Origin of the sequence: Shewanella sp. SM21, assembly GCF_025654335.1 — a bacterium.
Classification (GTDB): domain Bacteria; phylum Pseudomonadota; class Gammaproteobacteria; order Enterobacterales; family Shewanellaceae; genus Shewanella; species Shewanella oncorhynchi.
Window position 1 is genome coordinate 101,595 of record NZ_JAKKRL010000013.1, and the last position, 15,768, is coordinate 117,362.

Here is a 15,768-nt window from a genome sequence, read left to right on the forward strand (position 1 = left end):
GCGCATTTTACCCCAATTGACTTGGCATCGCCACGAAAATTATAGGTGATTTCAAACCTAAAATACGGATTGAAAAGAATCATGCGCTACGGCGTTCACCTTCCGACCTAGTGACTGATCAGAAAGAGAGAATATTACGGCCACTGGGTACTATAGCATTAATAATTAAAGATTTAATTTAGCAAAAAGTCGAAACGTCCACTAAACGCAGCCGAAATCGATCTTATTTGTTTCAATTGATTTAAATTCAAACAAAATAAAACTCAATTTAAAAGCGCCATTGATAACCTAAATAGCTAATACGTCCATTTTCCGATCGAATTCCGCTATTTGATGCTGTTGTGACTAATGTCTCATCTAAGAGGTTTTCTACCCTAAAATAAATCTCATGGTGACGGTTAAAATGATAATTCGCCGCCAAATCTACTCGCCATTGTACTGCGATAGGCTGTAATTCAGCGCCAAATTGGCCCATTTCCCGCTCGGATTGATAAAAGACATTTGCATTCAATTCATATTCGGCATATTTCATTCCAGCACTAAAATGCAATTGCTGCTCAGGTAACCAAGCCACTCTATCACCAGCCACAACGCAACCTTGGATTTCGTTACAGCTATTGGTTTGATACTCCGAATTCGAATATTGATAATTTAAGACTAATGGTAACTGTACACTACCGATATCCCACTGGTAGCCAAGACTCAGCTCAACTCCTTTGGTCAGTACATCCACAACATTACCTTGAACCCACAAACGACTGTCGGCACATTGGGTATACGCATCACAATTGACATGCAGGTTATCAAAATCTTGAACGTAGGTTTTGATGTCAGCACTAAAATGCTCACTGGCATATTGGGCGCTGACTTGATATTGCAATGATACTTGTGCCTCTTGCTCAAGATTCCCCGCACTTGCGGCGGTCCATGAGCGGCGAATATCCGTACTAAAGCGCCAATCTCCAGCATCATATAAAACACCGAGTTGTGGCATCCAATCGCTGTCGGAGAAATCAGCCGCATCCAGTCCTACATAAGCTAAATCGACCTTGCGATTGACGCTCACTTGTTCATAGGCAAGCGCGAGCTTTATCTGTAATTCGTCCCAATTAAACAAGGAATCGATTGCCGAAGTAAATGCTGTTGCATCGTCGGTATAGGCCAATAACGGATTTTGTGCATCACTCACTAAACTCAAGTCCTGCTGCCATAGACTCTGTTGATCGCCAAGGTGCATCTCGGCTTTATCCGTATGATAACGGGCACTATAGATAATTTGATGGGCACCATACTGATTCACTGATTCAGTTTGTGCCCCAAAGGAGCTGAAATCATTGTCTTGCTGTAAAGAAGCCAGTTCGACGCCATCGACTGTCGGCTGACGTTCAAATGCGGCCAACGCAGCAAGACTCTGGGCATCGAGCATTTGCCCATCAAATTGATTGAGTTGGTTTAATTGCTGCGAATAGGACTGGTAGTAAAAGTCTGTGGTGACCTTATGCCCACCATTGAGCGTAACTTGGTGAGACAGTTGGTACTTATGATGTCGCCCCTGATGTTTATCCGCCGCAGTGGCCGAATACAAACTCATAGGATCTTGTTGCCAATCGGCCTGTGTTAACCCAAGCAGAGAGCGATAACTATCATCATCGAGAAACTGGTAAGTAAACTCAGTCACCTGTGGACTTCTAGCGCCGAGTAAACTCGCGGCGTTGATTTTAAATAAGATGTCTGTCGTTTGGTGGTCTGTGTCTTGACCATTGAGCAAGTGATCGGCGCCGCTATTATCTGCATAATTAACCGCGAGTATCATGCCATACTCTTTTTGCTTCACTCCCCAATTCATATCGACACTGTAGTCTGAATCGGTATTGCCCTCGAGAGTCGCCTTACTATTCTCGGTCTGCTCAGCAACAGGTAAGGTTTGATAACTCACCACCCCAAACGCACCTTGCCCACCGACAGCCATATTTGCCATCGGGGTAGCAGTAACACTCTGTTGTTGCAGCAGATTAGGTAAGAGTTGTAATTGCGGTGCCGAATACGGCGCAGGGGAGAAATACACTCTATCTTGTAATACCGCAATACCTTGAGTCGCGCTGCGCATACTGATGCTCGCGGGATTTCCACTAAGATCCGCAGGCAAAACCGTCAAAGCCGTCAATTGACCTAACGCTAAACGATTAGACGTTGAATGAAATGTGTCATTGAGCTTGTTCAATTCAAGCATTTGACTGTGAAGATCATCGGCGAACGTTGTGCTAGAACAGACAAGAGAAACAGAAATTGCACAAAGTGATACAGTGAAGTAACGACTAGGCATACCAAGCTCCCAAAAACTTTGTTAGCGTACGGTGTTTTTGTTATTGACTTGTAAAATAGCTGAGTTTACTTGAAAAAAAAAGCGACTCTCGTCGCTTTCTCTTATTTACTTCAGGAAACTGAATTTACTAAAGAAGCACTCTCATACTATAAGAGTGCGAACAATTACAGGTTACCTAGAATTTCATCGCTTAATTTTAGATCGTCATTACGATTAACACTTACGCCTGCAGCAATAATATTACGGGCGATATCTTGTGCTTGCTCTAATGAATGCATCTCATACGTACCACATTGGTATTCGTTCAGCTCAGGGATTTCAGACTGCTCAACCACTTTAAGCACATCTTCCATCGCGGCTAACCACGCATCGGCCACTTGGCGCTCTGTGGGTTCACCAATCAAACTCATATAAAAACCGGTACGACATCCCATTGGCGAAATATCAATGATCTCAACATCGCTGCCATTTAAATGGTCACGCATAAAACCCGCGAACAAATGCTCTAGAGTATGAATTCCACGCTCACTGAGGATCTCTTTATTCGGTGCGCAAAAACGTAAATCAAATACAGTAATGGCATCGCCCTTTGGCGTGCTCATATGCTTAGCGATACGAACCGCAGGGGCATTCATCCGAGTATGGTCGACGGTAAAGCTATCAAGTAATGGCATAGGGATCTCCAAATTCTCAGGGCGACATCAACGCCACTGTAACTGTCTATTTATGGCTTGCAAGCATAACACCAAATGAATTACGCCGATAACAAGATAATCTAAGATGAAATCATCTCATATAAATCAGATGCTAATGTGACAATTTGCAGAAAAAAACATCATTTAGTGTTGACGCTGCTGACTGTAAGCATCCTCAGATATTTTATGGTACTGGCGCACACCTTGCTCATACGCGTGATAAGCATCGTACACCTTTCGCATTAAGGGATCTTGATTCGCTTGATCTTCAATCACTTGTTTGGAGATTTTCTCAAGCTCCAACAACACGTTCGGTGGAAACGCTTTAAGTTCCACACCTTCGTCCTTCACTAACGTTTCAAGGGCGGTCACGTTACGGGTCGTGTATTCATCGAGCATATCTTGGTTAATGGCTCTCGCAGCAACTCTGACTATGGCCTGTAAATCCTCAGGTAAACTCTCGAAGGCTGCGGTATTAATCAAGAATTCCATATTTGAACCTGGCTCATGCCAACCAGGGTAATAGTAATACTTAGCCACTTTATGTAAACCGAAGGCAAGATCATTCACTGGCCCTACCCACTCTGCGGCATCAATCGCCCCCGTTTGCAGTGCACCATAAAGTTCACGCCCCGCCATGTTTACAGGTACAGCACCAACGCGTTTCAACACTTCACCACCTAAGCCCGGCATGCGGACCTTCAATCCCTTAAAATCAGCAATGGTATTGATGGGTTTATTAAACCAGCCACCCATTTGCATCCCAGTATTGCCACCCGCTAGGGGAATAATACCAAAGGGTTGATACACTTCAGTCCACAGCTCCATACCACCACCATAGTGAAGCCAGCCATTTATTTCCTGTGCGGTCATACCAAAGGGGATCGATGAAAAAAACTGCGCTGCGGGCGCTTTTCCTCTCCAGTAGAAAGAAGCGGAGTGGGCCATTTGAATTTTACCCTGACTCACACCATCAAATACGGCAAAAGCGGGCATCAACTCACCCGCACCATAAACGCTAATCTTTAACCGACCGTTAGACATTTCATCGACTAAATGCGCAAAACGCTCAGGAGCCATGCCTAAACCGGGGAAGTTTTTCGGCCAAGAGGTCGCAAGACGCCATTCAATGGCAGGTAAAGCATGGGGAACATCAGTTGCGGCGTGGGAAGCGGCTACGCTTTGCGCATCACTGGAGACGGGGTTACAACCGCTCAGTCCCATCAGCAGCACTGAGATAAACAAACTCCCTAACTTACGCATTTTTAATAGTCTCCCTGATGTCAAACGAGCGCATGGATCCAACTGACATGGAAATACACTCAGGATGGGTATCGACAATCACATCGCCCAACCTCTTAAAATAAAACATATTGTTAACACAGAAACTAAGGTAGGGAAACTCAAAAATAGTCTTAAGTTGGTCTAAAACAAAAAGCCACTCTATGAAGAGTGGCCTTGAAATCTAAGCTAAACAGTATTGCTGAGCGATTAATTAACCGCGACAATTTGGCGTATTAGGTACTTGTGCATTCGCATCCCACTCATTTTGAGTGAAAGTATGAATAGACAAAGCATGCACGCCATTGGCTAACTCATAGGCTAAGTGAGTGTTGACCAATCGATGACGGGCTAATAAACGTAAGCCATCAAACTGCTCGCTTACCAGCACAACTTTAAAGTGGGTTTCTGAATTCGGTGGTACATGGTGACGATTACTTTCGTTAATCACTTCTAAATGGGTCGGCGAGAAGCATTCGGTTAATTTCTGCGAAATAGTGTTAGCCACAGTGCCCTGCACATGAGTATTGGACATATTCGAGTCTCAGAATGGGAAAATCCAGTTGCCGCAGAGTACTGCTTCAAATTGAAAAGATCAAATTCACGCTTTCAATTTGTTGATGCCCTACCACTTTATATCCAGTCATATTTCGCAGTGCTTCACCATAGGCAGTTAGCGGGAGGCAATTAACCATGGAAATTAACGATAAGTTGTCTAAAGGTATAGTTCCAACGCGGCTCTTTTACTTTCAAACGTTTAGGCAAACTGTGTAACCAGTCACTTTGCATAGGCCAGTGCATGATCAGTAGATCGCCACTGTGCAAACTGATGCAGTACTTGGTTTGACTGTGCTTATGCTTAAGCACAAAATCCCGCGTGGCGCCTAAGGTAATAGAAGCAATATGACTCCCCTGAGCAATTTCAGGTTCATCATCACTGTGGGCGCCCATACAATCTTTACCATCGGCGTAGCGATTCACTAATACCCCGTTGCTCTCCAAGCCATAATCCCGCGCTAACTTATCCCTCAACTTGTGAGCATATTTAGGCCAAGGTAAGGCGCGGATAAACAGTCCAGAATATAAATAGTCGCAGCCCAAATCGCCAAACCACACTTGCTGGCGAGGAATAGCGTGAAACTGACCAAAGACTTGGATTTCTGGGCGGCTTAAGGGATAGGTCAGCGCTTCTTTCATTAGCGCCGCTTGCTGCTCAGCATTAAGATAACCCCGCACTAAGGTGATGGGCGGTTTAATTTGAGCCTCACCCTCTGTATCAAACCCTAACTTACCTTGCTGCATTGACGTCCTCCATGCGAGCCGTCGCACTGCGCCATGAAATCTGCGATAATCTGCGCCTTAAATTTATTGGCGCAGTGTGGCACATGACAACACAATTTTCAGTAGCGGGTGTTGAACTCGAACTCTTACGGTATCCGGCTCAGCAGGAATCTAATCTTCAAGCTTGGGATGCCGCCGATGAACACTTACTCAAAAGCCTTATTGAGTCAGAGCAAGCCGCCGTGCCAACCGCCATTATCAACGACAGTTTCGGCGCTTTAAGCTGCGGTTTATCTAAATTGAATCCATGTTGGCCACTGCGTGTTGAAACCGATGCCAGAACCAGCTTTTTAGGCACAGAACAAAACCATGGCCGCAATCAGTTGCCAATGGATAATCTGCAGTGGTTTACCAGCCGCGATACCTTGCCGGAAAACTTAGCCTTAGTATTGATGAAGTTGCCTAAGAACTTAAGCTACTTTGCCCACCAGCTAAGACGCTTGTCGCAAGTGTTACCCGCAGGCACTCGTGTATTAGTAGCCGCCAAATCCAAATCGATTAATGGCGCCTTACTCGACATCTTTGCTAAGCATTTAGGCCTCGCAAGCGCCAGTTTAGCGTGGAAAAACACACGAGTGATCACCTGTGTCAGTGATGGCAAACCAAGACCATTAGCCAAAGAAGTGACTTGGGCCGTACCCGAATATCAACTTGAGATCAGCAATTTAAGTAATGTGTTTGCCGCCAACAAACTCGATATTGGCGCACGCATCATGCTAGAGAATCTGCCCAAAGGGGATTTTAAGTCGATTGTTGATCTCGGCTGTGGCAATGGCGTGCTGGGGTTACGCACCGCCCAGTTATTCCCAGAGGCTGACATTCACTTTATCGACGATTCTGAAATGGCAGTCGCATCAGCCAAGGCAAACTGGGCACGCAATCAATTATCCGCAGACAAAGGCCACTTCTATTGGGACGATTGCATGACGCATCTGCCCGATGATGTTCAACCGGATCTGGTGCTGTGTAATCCGCCGTTTCATCAAGGTGAAGCCATTACCGATCATATCGCCTGGCAGATGTTTTTAGATGCTCGCCGTCGCTTAAAAGACGGTGGCATCTTACATATCGTCGGTAACCGTCATCTGGCTTACCATGTAAAATTACAGCGCTTATTTAAGAACTGCACCACAGTCGCCTCCAACGGTAAATTTGTGATCCTACAGGCACAGAAAAAATAACCTCATCGAAATTGACACGTTAAATGAGAGCCAGCAATGTTTGGCTCTTTTTTATACAGGGCTCTTTTTATGCTGAGCAATGACATGTTGGAAAAGCAGCAGTCGGAGATTTCCTAAAAATCAACAACAACTAGCCGAAAAATACACATACAAGTACACTTCTTGCCGACAAAGGTTTATGAGTTAAGCACTTAAACACTTAGGAATGAGATATGCCGTTAAAGGATGACGTTGCCCAACTAAAAGCTGAGCTGGCACAATTACAATCGCTGCATTTATCGCAGCAATCTTCGCTCGGTCGTCAATTAGCAGAATTCTCCACTAAGCTCGAGACCTTAAGTCAGCAAATTGCGACTGAAGACACGCTCCCATTAACCTATGCGGCACAAACACCAACCCTTGAGCCAGCTTCCGTAGAACCAGCCTCAGCAGAACCCAACCCATGGCAGCAAGGCCCTATACCAAGTGAAACTTGGCAAGAAGACCCTTGGCAAAGAAAAACGAAAAATACCCCGACGGAACAAGCCACTAAAACCGAACACCTTTCTCAAGCGCAAAATCAACAGCTGAGTGATGAAGTCAAATTGCAGGCAAGCGTGCAAGCGGCGAGTCAATTTGATGAGTTGTTATCCCAAGGACTCGCGGCCGTCATGGCACCCTTTGCGGCAGTCAACGAGCAAGTCAAATCTTTCTACCATCATTATCAGGCTAAGGGATTAGGACCTGTCTTTTTAATGACTGTCGCAGGGATCATCACCCTGACCTTAGGCTTTGGTTATTTACTGCAATATTCAATCAACCATTGGTTTTCAGAACTTGGCAAAGCGCTACTCGGGTTTGCCAGCGCGAACGCTATCATAGCCGGCGGGATTTTTATTCGCCAAAAACGCGCCGGCATGGCGGATTTTGGCTCAGGTATTGTCGGACTCGGACTCATACTTAATTATCTCTGCGCGTACTTTATTGGGCCGTATTTTGAGTTAATTCCCAATAGCGCGAGTTTTATCTTACTGTTATTGATCACTTTGGCGGGTTATGGCCTGTCGATGCGCTTAGATGCCAAAGTGATCGCCGTGATCGCCTTAGTCGGTGGTTCGACCGCACCTATGATGCTGTTATCCCAAAGCTATGCGCCGCTATTGTATCTGCCTTATTTAGTGCTTATTGGTGCGGGCGCCCTTGCCCAGAGTCGCAAACTTAAGTGGCCGCTGCTACTGGAAATCAGCGCCCTGTTGCACATAGGCTGCATCGAAGCTTTTAGCCATTTCATTGAATTGCCACTCAGCGACGTTGGCGGCGTCAGTCTGCTCGCGCTTATCAGTATTAATGCGTTCTTTTATCTCTACGGCATCACCAGCCTACTATTTACCAAGCAGTTTACCCATCATGATGAAAAACATAATGCACTGAGCCATCGCATACTCGCCCTACCGATAGTATTGCTCGCCTTTGTGTTATTAGAGTTGACGCAATTTACTGAGTTCGCAGGGGAAATCTTTGCGGCCAACGCACTGATTTGCGCAGCTCTCTATTGGAAACTGACTCTCTATTGGAAGCGCACAGGCAACCTAGAAAAAGCCCGTAGTGGCTTATTGTTAGCCTTTGCAGGCAGTTTTGCGGGATTTGCCGCACTGTATTTACTCAGCAACGATTTCCTTGGATTAGTATTACTGCTCGAAGCCTTATTACTCTTGTGGATTGGCACCAAAGAAGAACTGATTTCCGTTCGCGCCGAAGCCTATGTATTGCTGCTGATGGGATTAGGGCTCAATGCGTCTAGTGTACTGACGGGCATGAGCCTTTTAGAATCAAGCTTTACCGATGGGGCGCCAATTTCTCCCTTGTCAGCTTTTGGCTTTCCACTGTTAGCACTGGCCTTAAGTTGCGCCGCCTTAGTCTTAGTGATTCGGCTATTAACACTCCATCATACGTTACTTTCGACCCTAGAAAGTCAGCTAAACAGAGTGTTAAAAGAGCTATTAAGCGGTTTTTATGTAGGGACAATTATCCTCGCGGCTTATCTTCTGAGCAGCGATTACTACCTCGCCATCTTGCCACTGGTCAGCCTATTACTGCTGTATTTGAGCGCAAAGGACAGACTCGTTCTCAGCGAGTTTGCTGCTTGGCTCTTACTATTGCCGCTGCTGTTTAAGGTTGTTGAAGGCATAACGCTCACAGGCAGTTTTAGCTTTAGTGCCCAACCGCTTATGGCAAAACTGGCACGGTTTGAGTTATTTATCGCCCTACTCTTGGCCCATTATTGGTATCGTCACCACTATAAAGATGCCTTATTTGCCAAAGCCGCTTATACGATGCAAATCTTCTGCTATTTGCTGCTGCCGCTTATTCTGCTGCCCAAAGTCATCCGCAACCATTGGGAATATACCGCTATTGCACTCTGGCTGAGCACCTTTATGAGCCTAGGTTTAGCCTACTTTGTTAAACATAAGAGTTTGAATATAGAAGCCAAAATCCTCACTTGGCTAGCGGTTCTGATGACAGCCTCGCTATGCCTTATTCACGCTTGGCAAGGACTCGCGGCGCTAGCCGTTGGCGCCCTCTTTATGGGCTTCACACTGCTTCGTTATCACCAATTACCCGAGCATTGGCGCCCCTTACTGCAACTACAATGGCAATTGAGCACTTATTACTTTGCACTGGTATTGGCCGTGATCGTTTATGGCTTTAATCATTCTGAGCTAGTAGGAATAGCCATGACAGCATTAGCCTTAAGTGGTTATTTTGCATTGCTAATCCAAAGAGGTTTAAGCCTGAGAGGTGTAAGTCAGGCATCTGTAGGCCAAACCTCATATAGCGCAAAATTCCCCCTCGCAGCCGAAATCCAAGCCGCAATAAAGGAAAGCTATCATCTCGCCTATGGCCTAACGTTAGGCTTAGCCCTGCTGCCCATCATGTTGCATTTTGAGCTAACACTCGGGCTTAATCGTGATAATGCCTCGTTTATGTTAATCGAGTTTTTATCACTGGCGCTCCTAGCAAGGCTTATCTTGCAGCACGGTGCAGCAATACGCTTACATAGACGCATCTTACCTTTACAAGGACTTAAGTGGGGTTGGCATCTGTTACTCGCCTTAAGTTACTTCATGTGGAGTTATAGCTTCGATAACATTATTGCCGCCCCACTCAGCGCGATTTTATTGGTTATCCATGGCAGTGTGTTGATGTTTATCAGCTTAAAACCACAAAATGCCGATATGATCCGCCTCGCTGCTGGGCTATTTACCTTATCGACGCTCAAGGTGCTATTACTGGATATGGCGTCCTTCGAGCTAGTGCAAAAGGTGATTGCCTTTATGCTGATCGGGGTTATTTTGCTGACTGTTTCTTACTTCTATCAGAAGGCGAGAAATCGACTGCAGCAAGATTAACATCGTTTTTAAAGCACTAAAAAAGCCGCTATCGAATTGAATCGATGGCGGCTTTTTACTGTTAACGATTTAATAAAGCGATGAGGTATCGGCTATTTAATATGAACTATTCGATACGAGCTATTTGCTCACCAGTGCCTTATCGAGCGCCTGCGCCACATCGTTAATGATGTCGTCGATATGCTCAATCCCAACCGAGATACGGATAAGATCCTCAGACACGCCCGCCCTTGCCAGTTCATCGGCATCGAGCTGTCTGTGCGTGGTACTCGCAGGGTGACAGGCCAAGGATTTAGCATCCCCAATGTTCACTAAACGCAGGATCATCTGCAGTGCATCGATAAAACGTCCGCCAGCACGCTTACCTTCTTCTGCTGTGGCCGCTTTAATCCCAAAGCTGATGATCCCAGAAGCTTTTCCGCCAGTGATCTTGTGGCAATTATCCTGATAAGGGCTGCTTGGCAAGGCGCCGTAGTTCACCCAACTGACCGCCGGATGCAGCACCAGATATTCCGCTAATGCCAAGGCATTTGAGCAATGGCGCTCCATTCTAAGGCTTAAGGTTTCAAGGCCTTGCAACAGTAAAAATGCGCTGTGCGGTGACAGTGCGGCGCCGGTATTACGCAGCGGTACTACACGGCAACGACCAATAAATGCAGCAGGACCAAAGGCTTCGGTATAAACCACGCCGTGGTAGGAAGGATCGGCTTGGTTAAGTAAGGCAAATCTTTCCTTATTCGCCACCCAATCGAACTTGCCTGAATCGATAATCACCCCACCAATCGTTGTTCCATGGCCACCAATGTATTTAGTTAAAGAGTGGATAACGATATCGGCGCCATGCTCAAAGGGGCGACATAACACTGGAGTCGCGACCGTATTATCGACAATCAAAGGCACGCCATGTTTATGGGCAATCTCGGCTAAACGCTGTAAATCGACAATATTGCCAGCCGGATTACCAATCGATTCGCAGAACAAGGCTTTAGTTTTGTCATCGATCAGCTCATCGAGGCCTTCAAAATCATCGAAGGCCGCCATGCGCACTTCAACGCCTTGGCGCGGCAGCGTATGGGCAAACAGATTATAGGTGCCGCCATAGAGCTGACTGGTACTGACGATGTTATCGCCAACTTGAGTCAAGGCTTGAATCGCATAGGTAATCGCCGCCATACCCGATGCCACGGCCAGCGCACCTATGCCGCCTTCAATGGCCGCCAGACGTTGCTCTAGCACGCTAGTGGTAGGATTCATGATGCGCGTATAAATATTGCCAGCGACTTTTAAGTCAAATAAATCAGCACCATGCTGGGTATCATCGAAAGTATAAGAGGTGGTTTGATAGATAGGTACTGCGGCCGCCTTCGTGGTCGCTTCTGACTCATAACCATGGTGTAATGCCAGTGACTCTAATTTCATTTTCCCTTCCTTATCCGTAGCAGCCCAGTATTCAATCGACATAGAGAATTGCACAAGATTTGTGCATGTTCAACAAGCTAACAGATAGACATCTAGAAGTCTAAAACTTTTTAACCACAGCCTTTAACTTCGGCGCAAATTGTTGTGGATAAGTTCGGCCAGCACCACGACCGCAGAGACTATCTCTGGCGAGCACTCGTATGAGGCATTCAAACGCATAAAATGGCAGAATTCGACCTGATTACTAAAGAGATTTCCGGGTGCAATACTGATCCCACGCTCAATCGCCTGATAATAAATTTGTGTAGCGTCCATGTGTGATGGCAGCGCTAACCAGAGAAAATAGCCGCCCTGCGCGAAGTTGACCCCCACAGATTCGGGCAAATGCGCGCACAATAATTGATACATGGCCAATTTACGGCTGGCTAACTTTTTACGTAACTGTTTCAAATGCCGTTCATATTGCGTCGACTGAATAAAATCGGCGATGGCGAGCTGCATCGGCGCACTAGTCGATAACGTCGACATGACTTGTAAGCGTTGTAACTGCGGTGCATGGCATCCCGCCGCAACCCAGCCGACACGATAACCAGCAATCAAAGACTTAGAAAATGAGCCGCAGTGCAACACCCGTCCTTCGGTATCGAAGGCTTTTACTGGCCTTGGCGCGCTGGAATCAACATAGAGTTCTTGATAAACATCATCCTCAATCAGACTGACCTTATGCTCGTTTAGTAACTGATAAAGCGCCTGTTTTTTAGCATCCGATAAGCTGCAACCTAAGGGATTTTGATGTTGGCTCATCAACCAGCAGGCTTTCACTGGATAGGTATTTAACACTTCAGCCAGCGCCTCAAGATCAATCCCCTGTTGTGGATCGGTAGCAACCGCAATCGCTCTGAGTTTAAGCCGTTCAATCGCTTGCATCGCACCATAAAAGGTCGGTGATTCAATGACAACCCAATCACCCGCTTGAGTCAGGGTCGCTAAACTCAAATTCAGCGCCTCCATGGCACCCGAGGTAATGATGATTTCGTCGGGCGAAATGCTCATGCCTAATTTGGCATAACGTTGGGAAATAGCCTTACGCAGTCCCGCATTTCCTGGCGGTAAATTATCGGCGGCAAAAGAAGGTGACATGTGCCGAGTCACCTTAACCAAAGATCGCGCCAGTGCTTGTTGCGGGAATAAACTAGGATCGGGAAATCCTGAGCCAAAGGGCACTATGTCCGCCTGCTTTGAAGCCTGCAGAACATTGAAGACAAACTCATTAATATCCACACTATCGGAAAGATAAATCGGCTTTTGTCGCTCGGGATAACGAAAGGCTTCTCCCTGCCGCGCGATTAATTCCGGCTTTGGCGCCACTAAATAGCCAGACTTAGCCTGCGCCGAGATCACACCTTGGCTTTCCAATAACTGATAGGCATTGAGCACTGTCATCAGACTCAAGCCTGAATCGGCCACAGTTTGACGCAGCGACGGCAACTTGTCCCCCGCCTGCCAAACACCTTGGGCTATTCGTGTCTTTAATTCCTGCGCTAACTGCTCGTACTTCGTCATCTGTTATAGCTCAATCAAGATATTCTGTGCCTGTTATAGCCAGCATATCCCATGGTCTAATAGCACACAAGCTTTCACCGCCGAGCCAATATAGGGTTCAGTGAACGCGACTAGATCAATGCCTTTGTAACGAGAAATGCCTATCGCTCGAGGAAATTATGTTTGATTTTGATGCCACAGTACTCGCTAGGATCCAATTTGCTTTTACCATCTCTTTTCACATTATTTTCCCTGCCATCACTATCGGCCTCGCCACCTATCTGGCGGTATTAGAAGGTTTATGGCTGAAAACGGCGAATGAGGTTTACCAACAACTCTATCAATTTTGGTCGAAGATTTTTGCCATTAACTTCGGCATGGGAGTGGTCTCAGGCATAGTGATGGCCTATCAATTTGGTACCCATTGGAGTGCTTTTTCCGCCTTCGCGGGCAGCGTAACTGGGCCGCTACTCACCTATGAAGTCCTCACCGCCTTCTTCCTCGAAGCGGGTTTTCTGGGGGTCATGCTATTTGGTCAGCAGAAGGTAGGCAAAAACCTGCATTTCTTCGCCACTTGTATGGTCGCCACGGGCACTATTATCTCAACCTTCTGGATCTTAGCTTCAAACAGCTGGATGCAGACGCCCCAAGGTTTTGAAATTGTGAATAATCGCGTCATTCCTGTGGATTGGTTTCAGATAGTGTTTAACCCTTCATTTCCCTATCGTTTAGCCCATATGACAGTAGCGGCGTTTATTTCGTCGGCTTTCTTTGTGGGCGCATCGGCGGCTTGGCATTTACTCAAAGGTAACGATACACCCGCGATCCGTAAGATGTTGTCTATGGCGATGTGGATGGCGTTAATCGTCGCGCCGTTGCAAGCTGTGATTGGTGATTTTCATGGTTTAAATACCCTTGAATATCAACCTGTAAAAGTGGCGGCGATGGAAGGCCATTGGCGTAATGAGGGTGACAAACCCACACCGCTTATCTTGTTTGCGATTCCCGATATGGACGCAGAGAAAAACCACTTCAGTCTCGAAATCCCAGGGCTCGCGAGCCTGATCTTAAAGCATGATTTAAGCAAACAAGTGCCAGCCTTGACTGAGTATCCCGCCGAGGACAGACCCAATGTGTTGTTAGTGTTCTGGAGTTTTAGGCTCATGGTCGGCTTAGGCTTATTGATGATTTTTGCTGGACTGTGGAGCGCTTATCTCAGGCGCAAAGGCAGCCTCTACAGCAACAAACACTTTCTGCGATTTGTACTCGTGCTCGGCCCCGCCGGATTGCTCGCCACACTAGCGGGTTGGTTTACCACCGAGCTTGGCCGTCAACCTTGGGTGATCCAAGGGTTGATGCGCACGCAGGATGCCGTGTCTTCCCACAGCGTTACCCACCTGAGTATCAGCCTAGGGATTTTCATCGTCAGTTACTGTGGCATCTTCGGCGTTGGTTATCGCTATATGATGCGACTCATCCGCAAAGGGCCAGATATCGCGGCAACAAGCCATTAATTTTAAAGTAAATGAATCTAGTTTTACTTATTCAATCTTAAGCATATTTAAGGGCTCACCATGGAATTCGATCTACCCTTGATTTGGTTCGGGATCATCATTTTTGCCACCTTAATGTATATCGTGATGGATGGCTTTGATCTCGGCATCGGCATACTGTTTCCCTTCATTCACGATGAGGACGACAGGGATATTATGGTCAATACCGTCGCCCCCGTTTGGGATGGTAATGAAACCTGGTTAGTGCTCGGCGGCGCTAGTCTGCTCGGTGCCTTTCCCCTCGCCTATGCCATAGTGCTCGAAGCACTAACCATACCGCTGCTCATCATGCTGCTGGCATTGATTTTTCGCGGCGTGGCATTTGAGTTTAGATTTAAGTCGGGCGCAGAAGCTAAACCATTCTGGGATAAAGCGTTTATGTTCGGTTCTATCACGGCCACCTTTTCACAGGGCGTAGTGCTGGGGGCGTTTATCTCTGGCATTTCGGTGAGTAACCAACAATTTAGCGGCAGTAGTTTCGATTGGTTAACGCCCTTCTCACTTTTCTGCGGTTTTGGCCTTATGCTGGCCTATGCTCTGCTCGGCGCAACTTGGTTAGTAAAAAAATGCCAAGGCGAGCTTAAAACGACCATGCAACAACTCGGCAGAGCACTGACCTTATGCCTGTTGATGACCATAGGTTTAGTCAGTTTATGGACGCCTTTTGTGCAACCCAATATTGCCCTGCGCTGGTTTAGTTTACCGAATTTATTCTACTTCGCCCCAGTGCCAATACTGGTATTAGCCTGCAGTTGGGCCTTGATAAAATCCCTAAATCGTGATGATAACTATCAGCCATTCCTACTCACTCTAGGGCTGATTTTCTTAGGATTTAGTGGCTTAGGGATCAGTATCTGGCCGCACATTATTCCCCCCAACATCAGCCTTTGGCAGGCAGCTGCCCCCGACAGCAGCCTAAGCTTTATGCTCGTCGGCGCCCTGATGATCATCCCGCTGATTTTGGTTTATACCTTTTGGAGCTACTACGTGTTCCGCGGCAAAGTAACCAAGGATGCAGGCTATCACTAGCCATGACTCAGGTAA

The 15,768-nt window shown here is 46.6% G+C and carries 11 protein-coding genes; 4 read left to right on the forward strand and 7 right to left on the reverse strand.

The window, feature by feature from the left end:
- Nucleotides 1-268 precede the first annotated feature (268 nt).
- The 5 genes from L5L94_RS17205 to L5L94_RS17225 form a co-directional block, all read right to left on the reverse strand.
- A complete protein-coding gene (locus tag L5L94_RS17205) occupies nucleotides 269-2,323 on the reverse strand; it encodes a TonB-dependent receptor domain-containing protein (RefSeq protein ID WP_263164238.1) in 2,055 nt (684 codons plus the stop codon).
- Between the two features lie 164 nt (nucleotides 2,324-2,487).
- Nucleotides 2,488-2,997 (reverse strand): S-ribosylhomocysteine lyase, encoded by a 510-nt coding sequence (gene luxS / locus L5L94_RS17210; RefSeq protein WP_028761570.1) that lies wholly within the window; start codon nucleotides 2,995-2,997, stop codon nucleotides 2,488-2,490.
- Between the two features lie 165 nt (nucleotides 2,998-3,162).
- The gene (locus L5L94_RS17215) at nucleotides 3,163-4,281 is read right to left on the reverse strand and encodes a TRAP transporter substrate-binding protein (RefSeq protein ID WP_113939872.1); all 1,119 of its coding nucleotides are present in this window, start codon (nucleotides 4,279-4,281) and stop codon (nucleotides 3,163-3,165) included.
- A 232-nt stretch (nucleotides 4,282-4,513) separates the two neighbouring features.
- Nucleotides 4,514-4,834 carry a BolA family protein gene (locus tag L5L94_RS17220; protein ID WP_173246445.1) on the reverse strand — a complete coding sequence of 107 codons (321 nt, stop codon included), beginning with the start codon at nucleotides 4,832-4,834 and terminating at the stop codon, nucleotides 4,514-4,516.
- 152 nt (nucleotides 4,835-4,986) lie between these two features.
- Nucleotides 4,987-5,601, reverse strand: a complete 615-nt coding sequence (locus L5L94_RS17225; RefSeq protein ID WP_113939871.1) for an alpha-ketoglutarate-dependent dioxygenase AlkB family protein — start codon at nucleotides 5,599-5,601, stop codon at nucleotides 4,987-4,989.
- 83 nt (nucleotides 5,602-5,684) lie between these two features.
- Here L5L94_RS17225 and L5L94_RS17230 point away from each other — a divergent pair, with 83 nt between their 5' ends.
- A complete protein-coding gene (locus L5L94_RS17230; protein WP_263164262.1) occupies nucleotides 5,685-6,821 on the forward strand; it encodes a methyltransferase in 1,137 nt (378 codons plus the stop codon).
- A 212-nt stretch (nucleotides 6,822-7,033) separates the two neighbouring features.
- Nucleotides 7,034-10,210: a DUF2339 domain-containing protein gene (locus L5L94_RS17235; RefSeq protein WP_263164242.1), complete on the forward strand. Its 3,177-nt coding sequence runs from the start codon at nucleotides 7,034-7,036 to the stop codon at nucleotides 10,208-10,210.
- Nucleotides 10,211-10,330: 120 nt separating this feature from the next.
- Here L5L94_RS17235 and L5L94_RS17240 read toward each other — a convergent pair whose 3' ends face one another.
- Complete coding sequence (locus L5L94_RS17240; protein ID WP_263164244.1) at nucleotides 10,331-11,629, reverse strand: O-acetylhomoserine aminocarboxypropyltransferase/cysteine synthase family protein; 1,299 nt, start codon at nucleotides 11,627-11,629, stop codon at nucleotides 10,331-10,333.
- A gap of 123 nt (nucleotides 11,630-11,752) precedes the next feature.
- Nucleotides 11,753-13,192, reverse strand: coding sequence for a PLP-dependent aminotransferase family protein (locus L5L94_RS17245; RefSeq protein WP_263164246.1), 1,440 nt, complete (start codon nucleotides 13,190-13,192; stop codon nucleotides 11,753-11,755).
- Nucleotides 13,193-13,350: 158 nt separating this feature from the next.
- Between L5L94_RS17245 and L5L94_RS17250 the strand changes: the two genes are divergently transcribed.
- Together L5L94_RS17250 and cydB are read left to right on the forward strand one after the other, a co-directional pair.
- The gene (locus tag L5L94_RS17250) at nucleotides 13,351-14,685 is read left to right on the forward strand and encodes a cytochrome ubiquinol oxidase subunit I (protein ID WP_011790509.1); all 1,335 of its coding nucleotides are present in this window, start codon (nucleotides 13,351-13,353) and stop codon (nucleotides 14,683-14,685) included.
- Nucleotides 14,686-14,745: 60 nt separating this feature from the next.
- Complete coding sequence (cydB, locus tag L5L94_RS17255; RefSeq protein WP_105250028.1) at nucleotides 14,746-15,753, forward strand: cytochrome d ubiquinol oxidase subunit II; 1,008 nt, start codon at nucleotides 14,746-14,748, stop codon at nucleotides 15,751-15,753.
- The last annotated feature ends 15 nt before the right edge of the window (nucleotides 15,754-15,768 follow it).

Excerpts from the sequence above, each read along its gene's own strand:
- L5L94_RS17205 (WP_263164238.1), bottom strand. The coding sequence starts at position 2,323 with ATGCCTAGTCGTTACTTCACTGTATCACTTTGTGCAATTTCTGTTTCT.
- luxS (WP_028761570.1), bottom strand. The coding sequence starts at position 2,997 with ATGCCATTACTTGATAGCTTTACCGTCGACCATACTCGGATGAATGCC.
- L5L94_RS17215 (WP_113939872.1), bottom strand. The coding sequence starts at position 4,281 with ATGCGTAAGTTAGGGAGTTTGTTTATCTCAGTGCTGCTGATGGGACTG.
- L5L94_RS17220 (WP_173246445.1), bottom strand. The coding sequence starts at position 4,834 with ATGTCCAATACTCATGTGCAGGGCACTGTGGCTAACACTATTTCGCAG.
- L5L94_RS17225 (WP_113939871.1), bottom strand. The coding sequence starts at position 5,601 with ATGCAGCAAGGTAAGTTAGGGTTTGATACAGAGGGTGAGGCTCAAATT.
- L5L94_RS17230 (WP_263164262.1), top strand. The coding sequence starts at position 5,685 with ATGACAACACAATTTTCAGTAGCGGGTGTTGAACTCGAACTCTTACGG.
- L5L94_RS17235 (WP_263164242.1), top strand. The coding sequence starts at position 7,034 with ATGCCGTTAAAGGATGACGTTGCCCAACTAAAAGCTGAGCTGGCACAA.
- L5L94_RS17240 (WP_263164244.1), bottom strand. The coding sequence starts at position 11,629 with ATGAAATTAGAGTCACTGGCATTACACCATGGTTATGAGTCAGAAGCG.
- L5L94_RS17245 (WP_263164246.1), bottom strand. The coding sequence starts at position 13,192 with ATGACGAAGTACGAGCAGTTAGCGCAGGAATTAAAGACACGAATAGCC.
- L5L94_RS17250 (WP_011790509.1), top strand. The coding sequence starts at position 13,351 with ATGTTTGATTTTGATGCCACAGTACTCGCTAGGATCCAATTTGCTTTT.
- cydB (WP_105250028.1), top strand. The coding sequence starts at position 14,746 with ATGGAATTCGATCTACCCTTGATTTGGTTCGGGATCATCATTTTTGCC.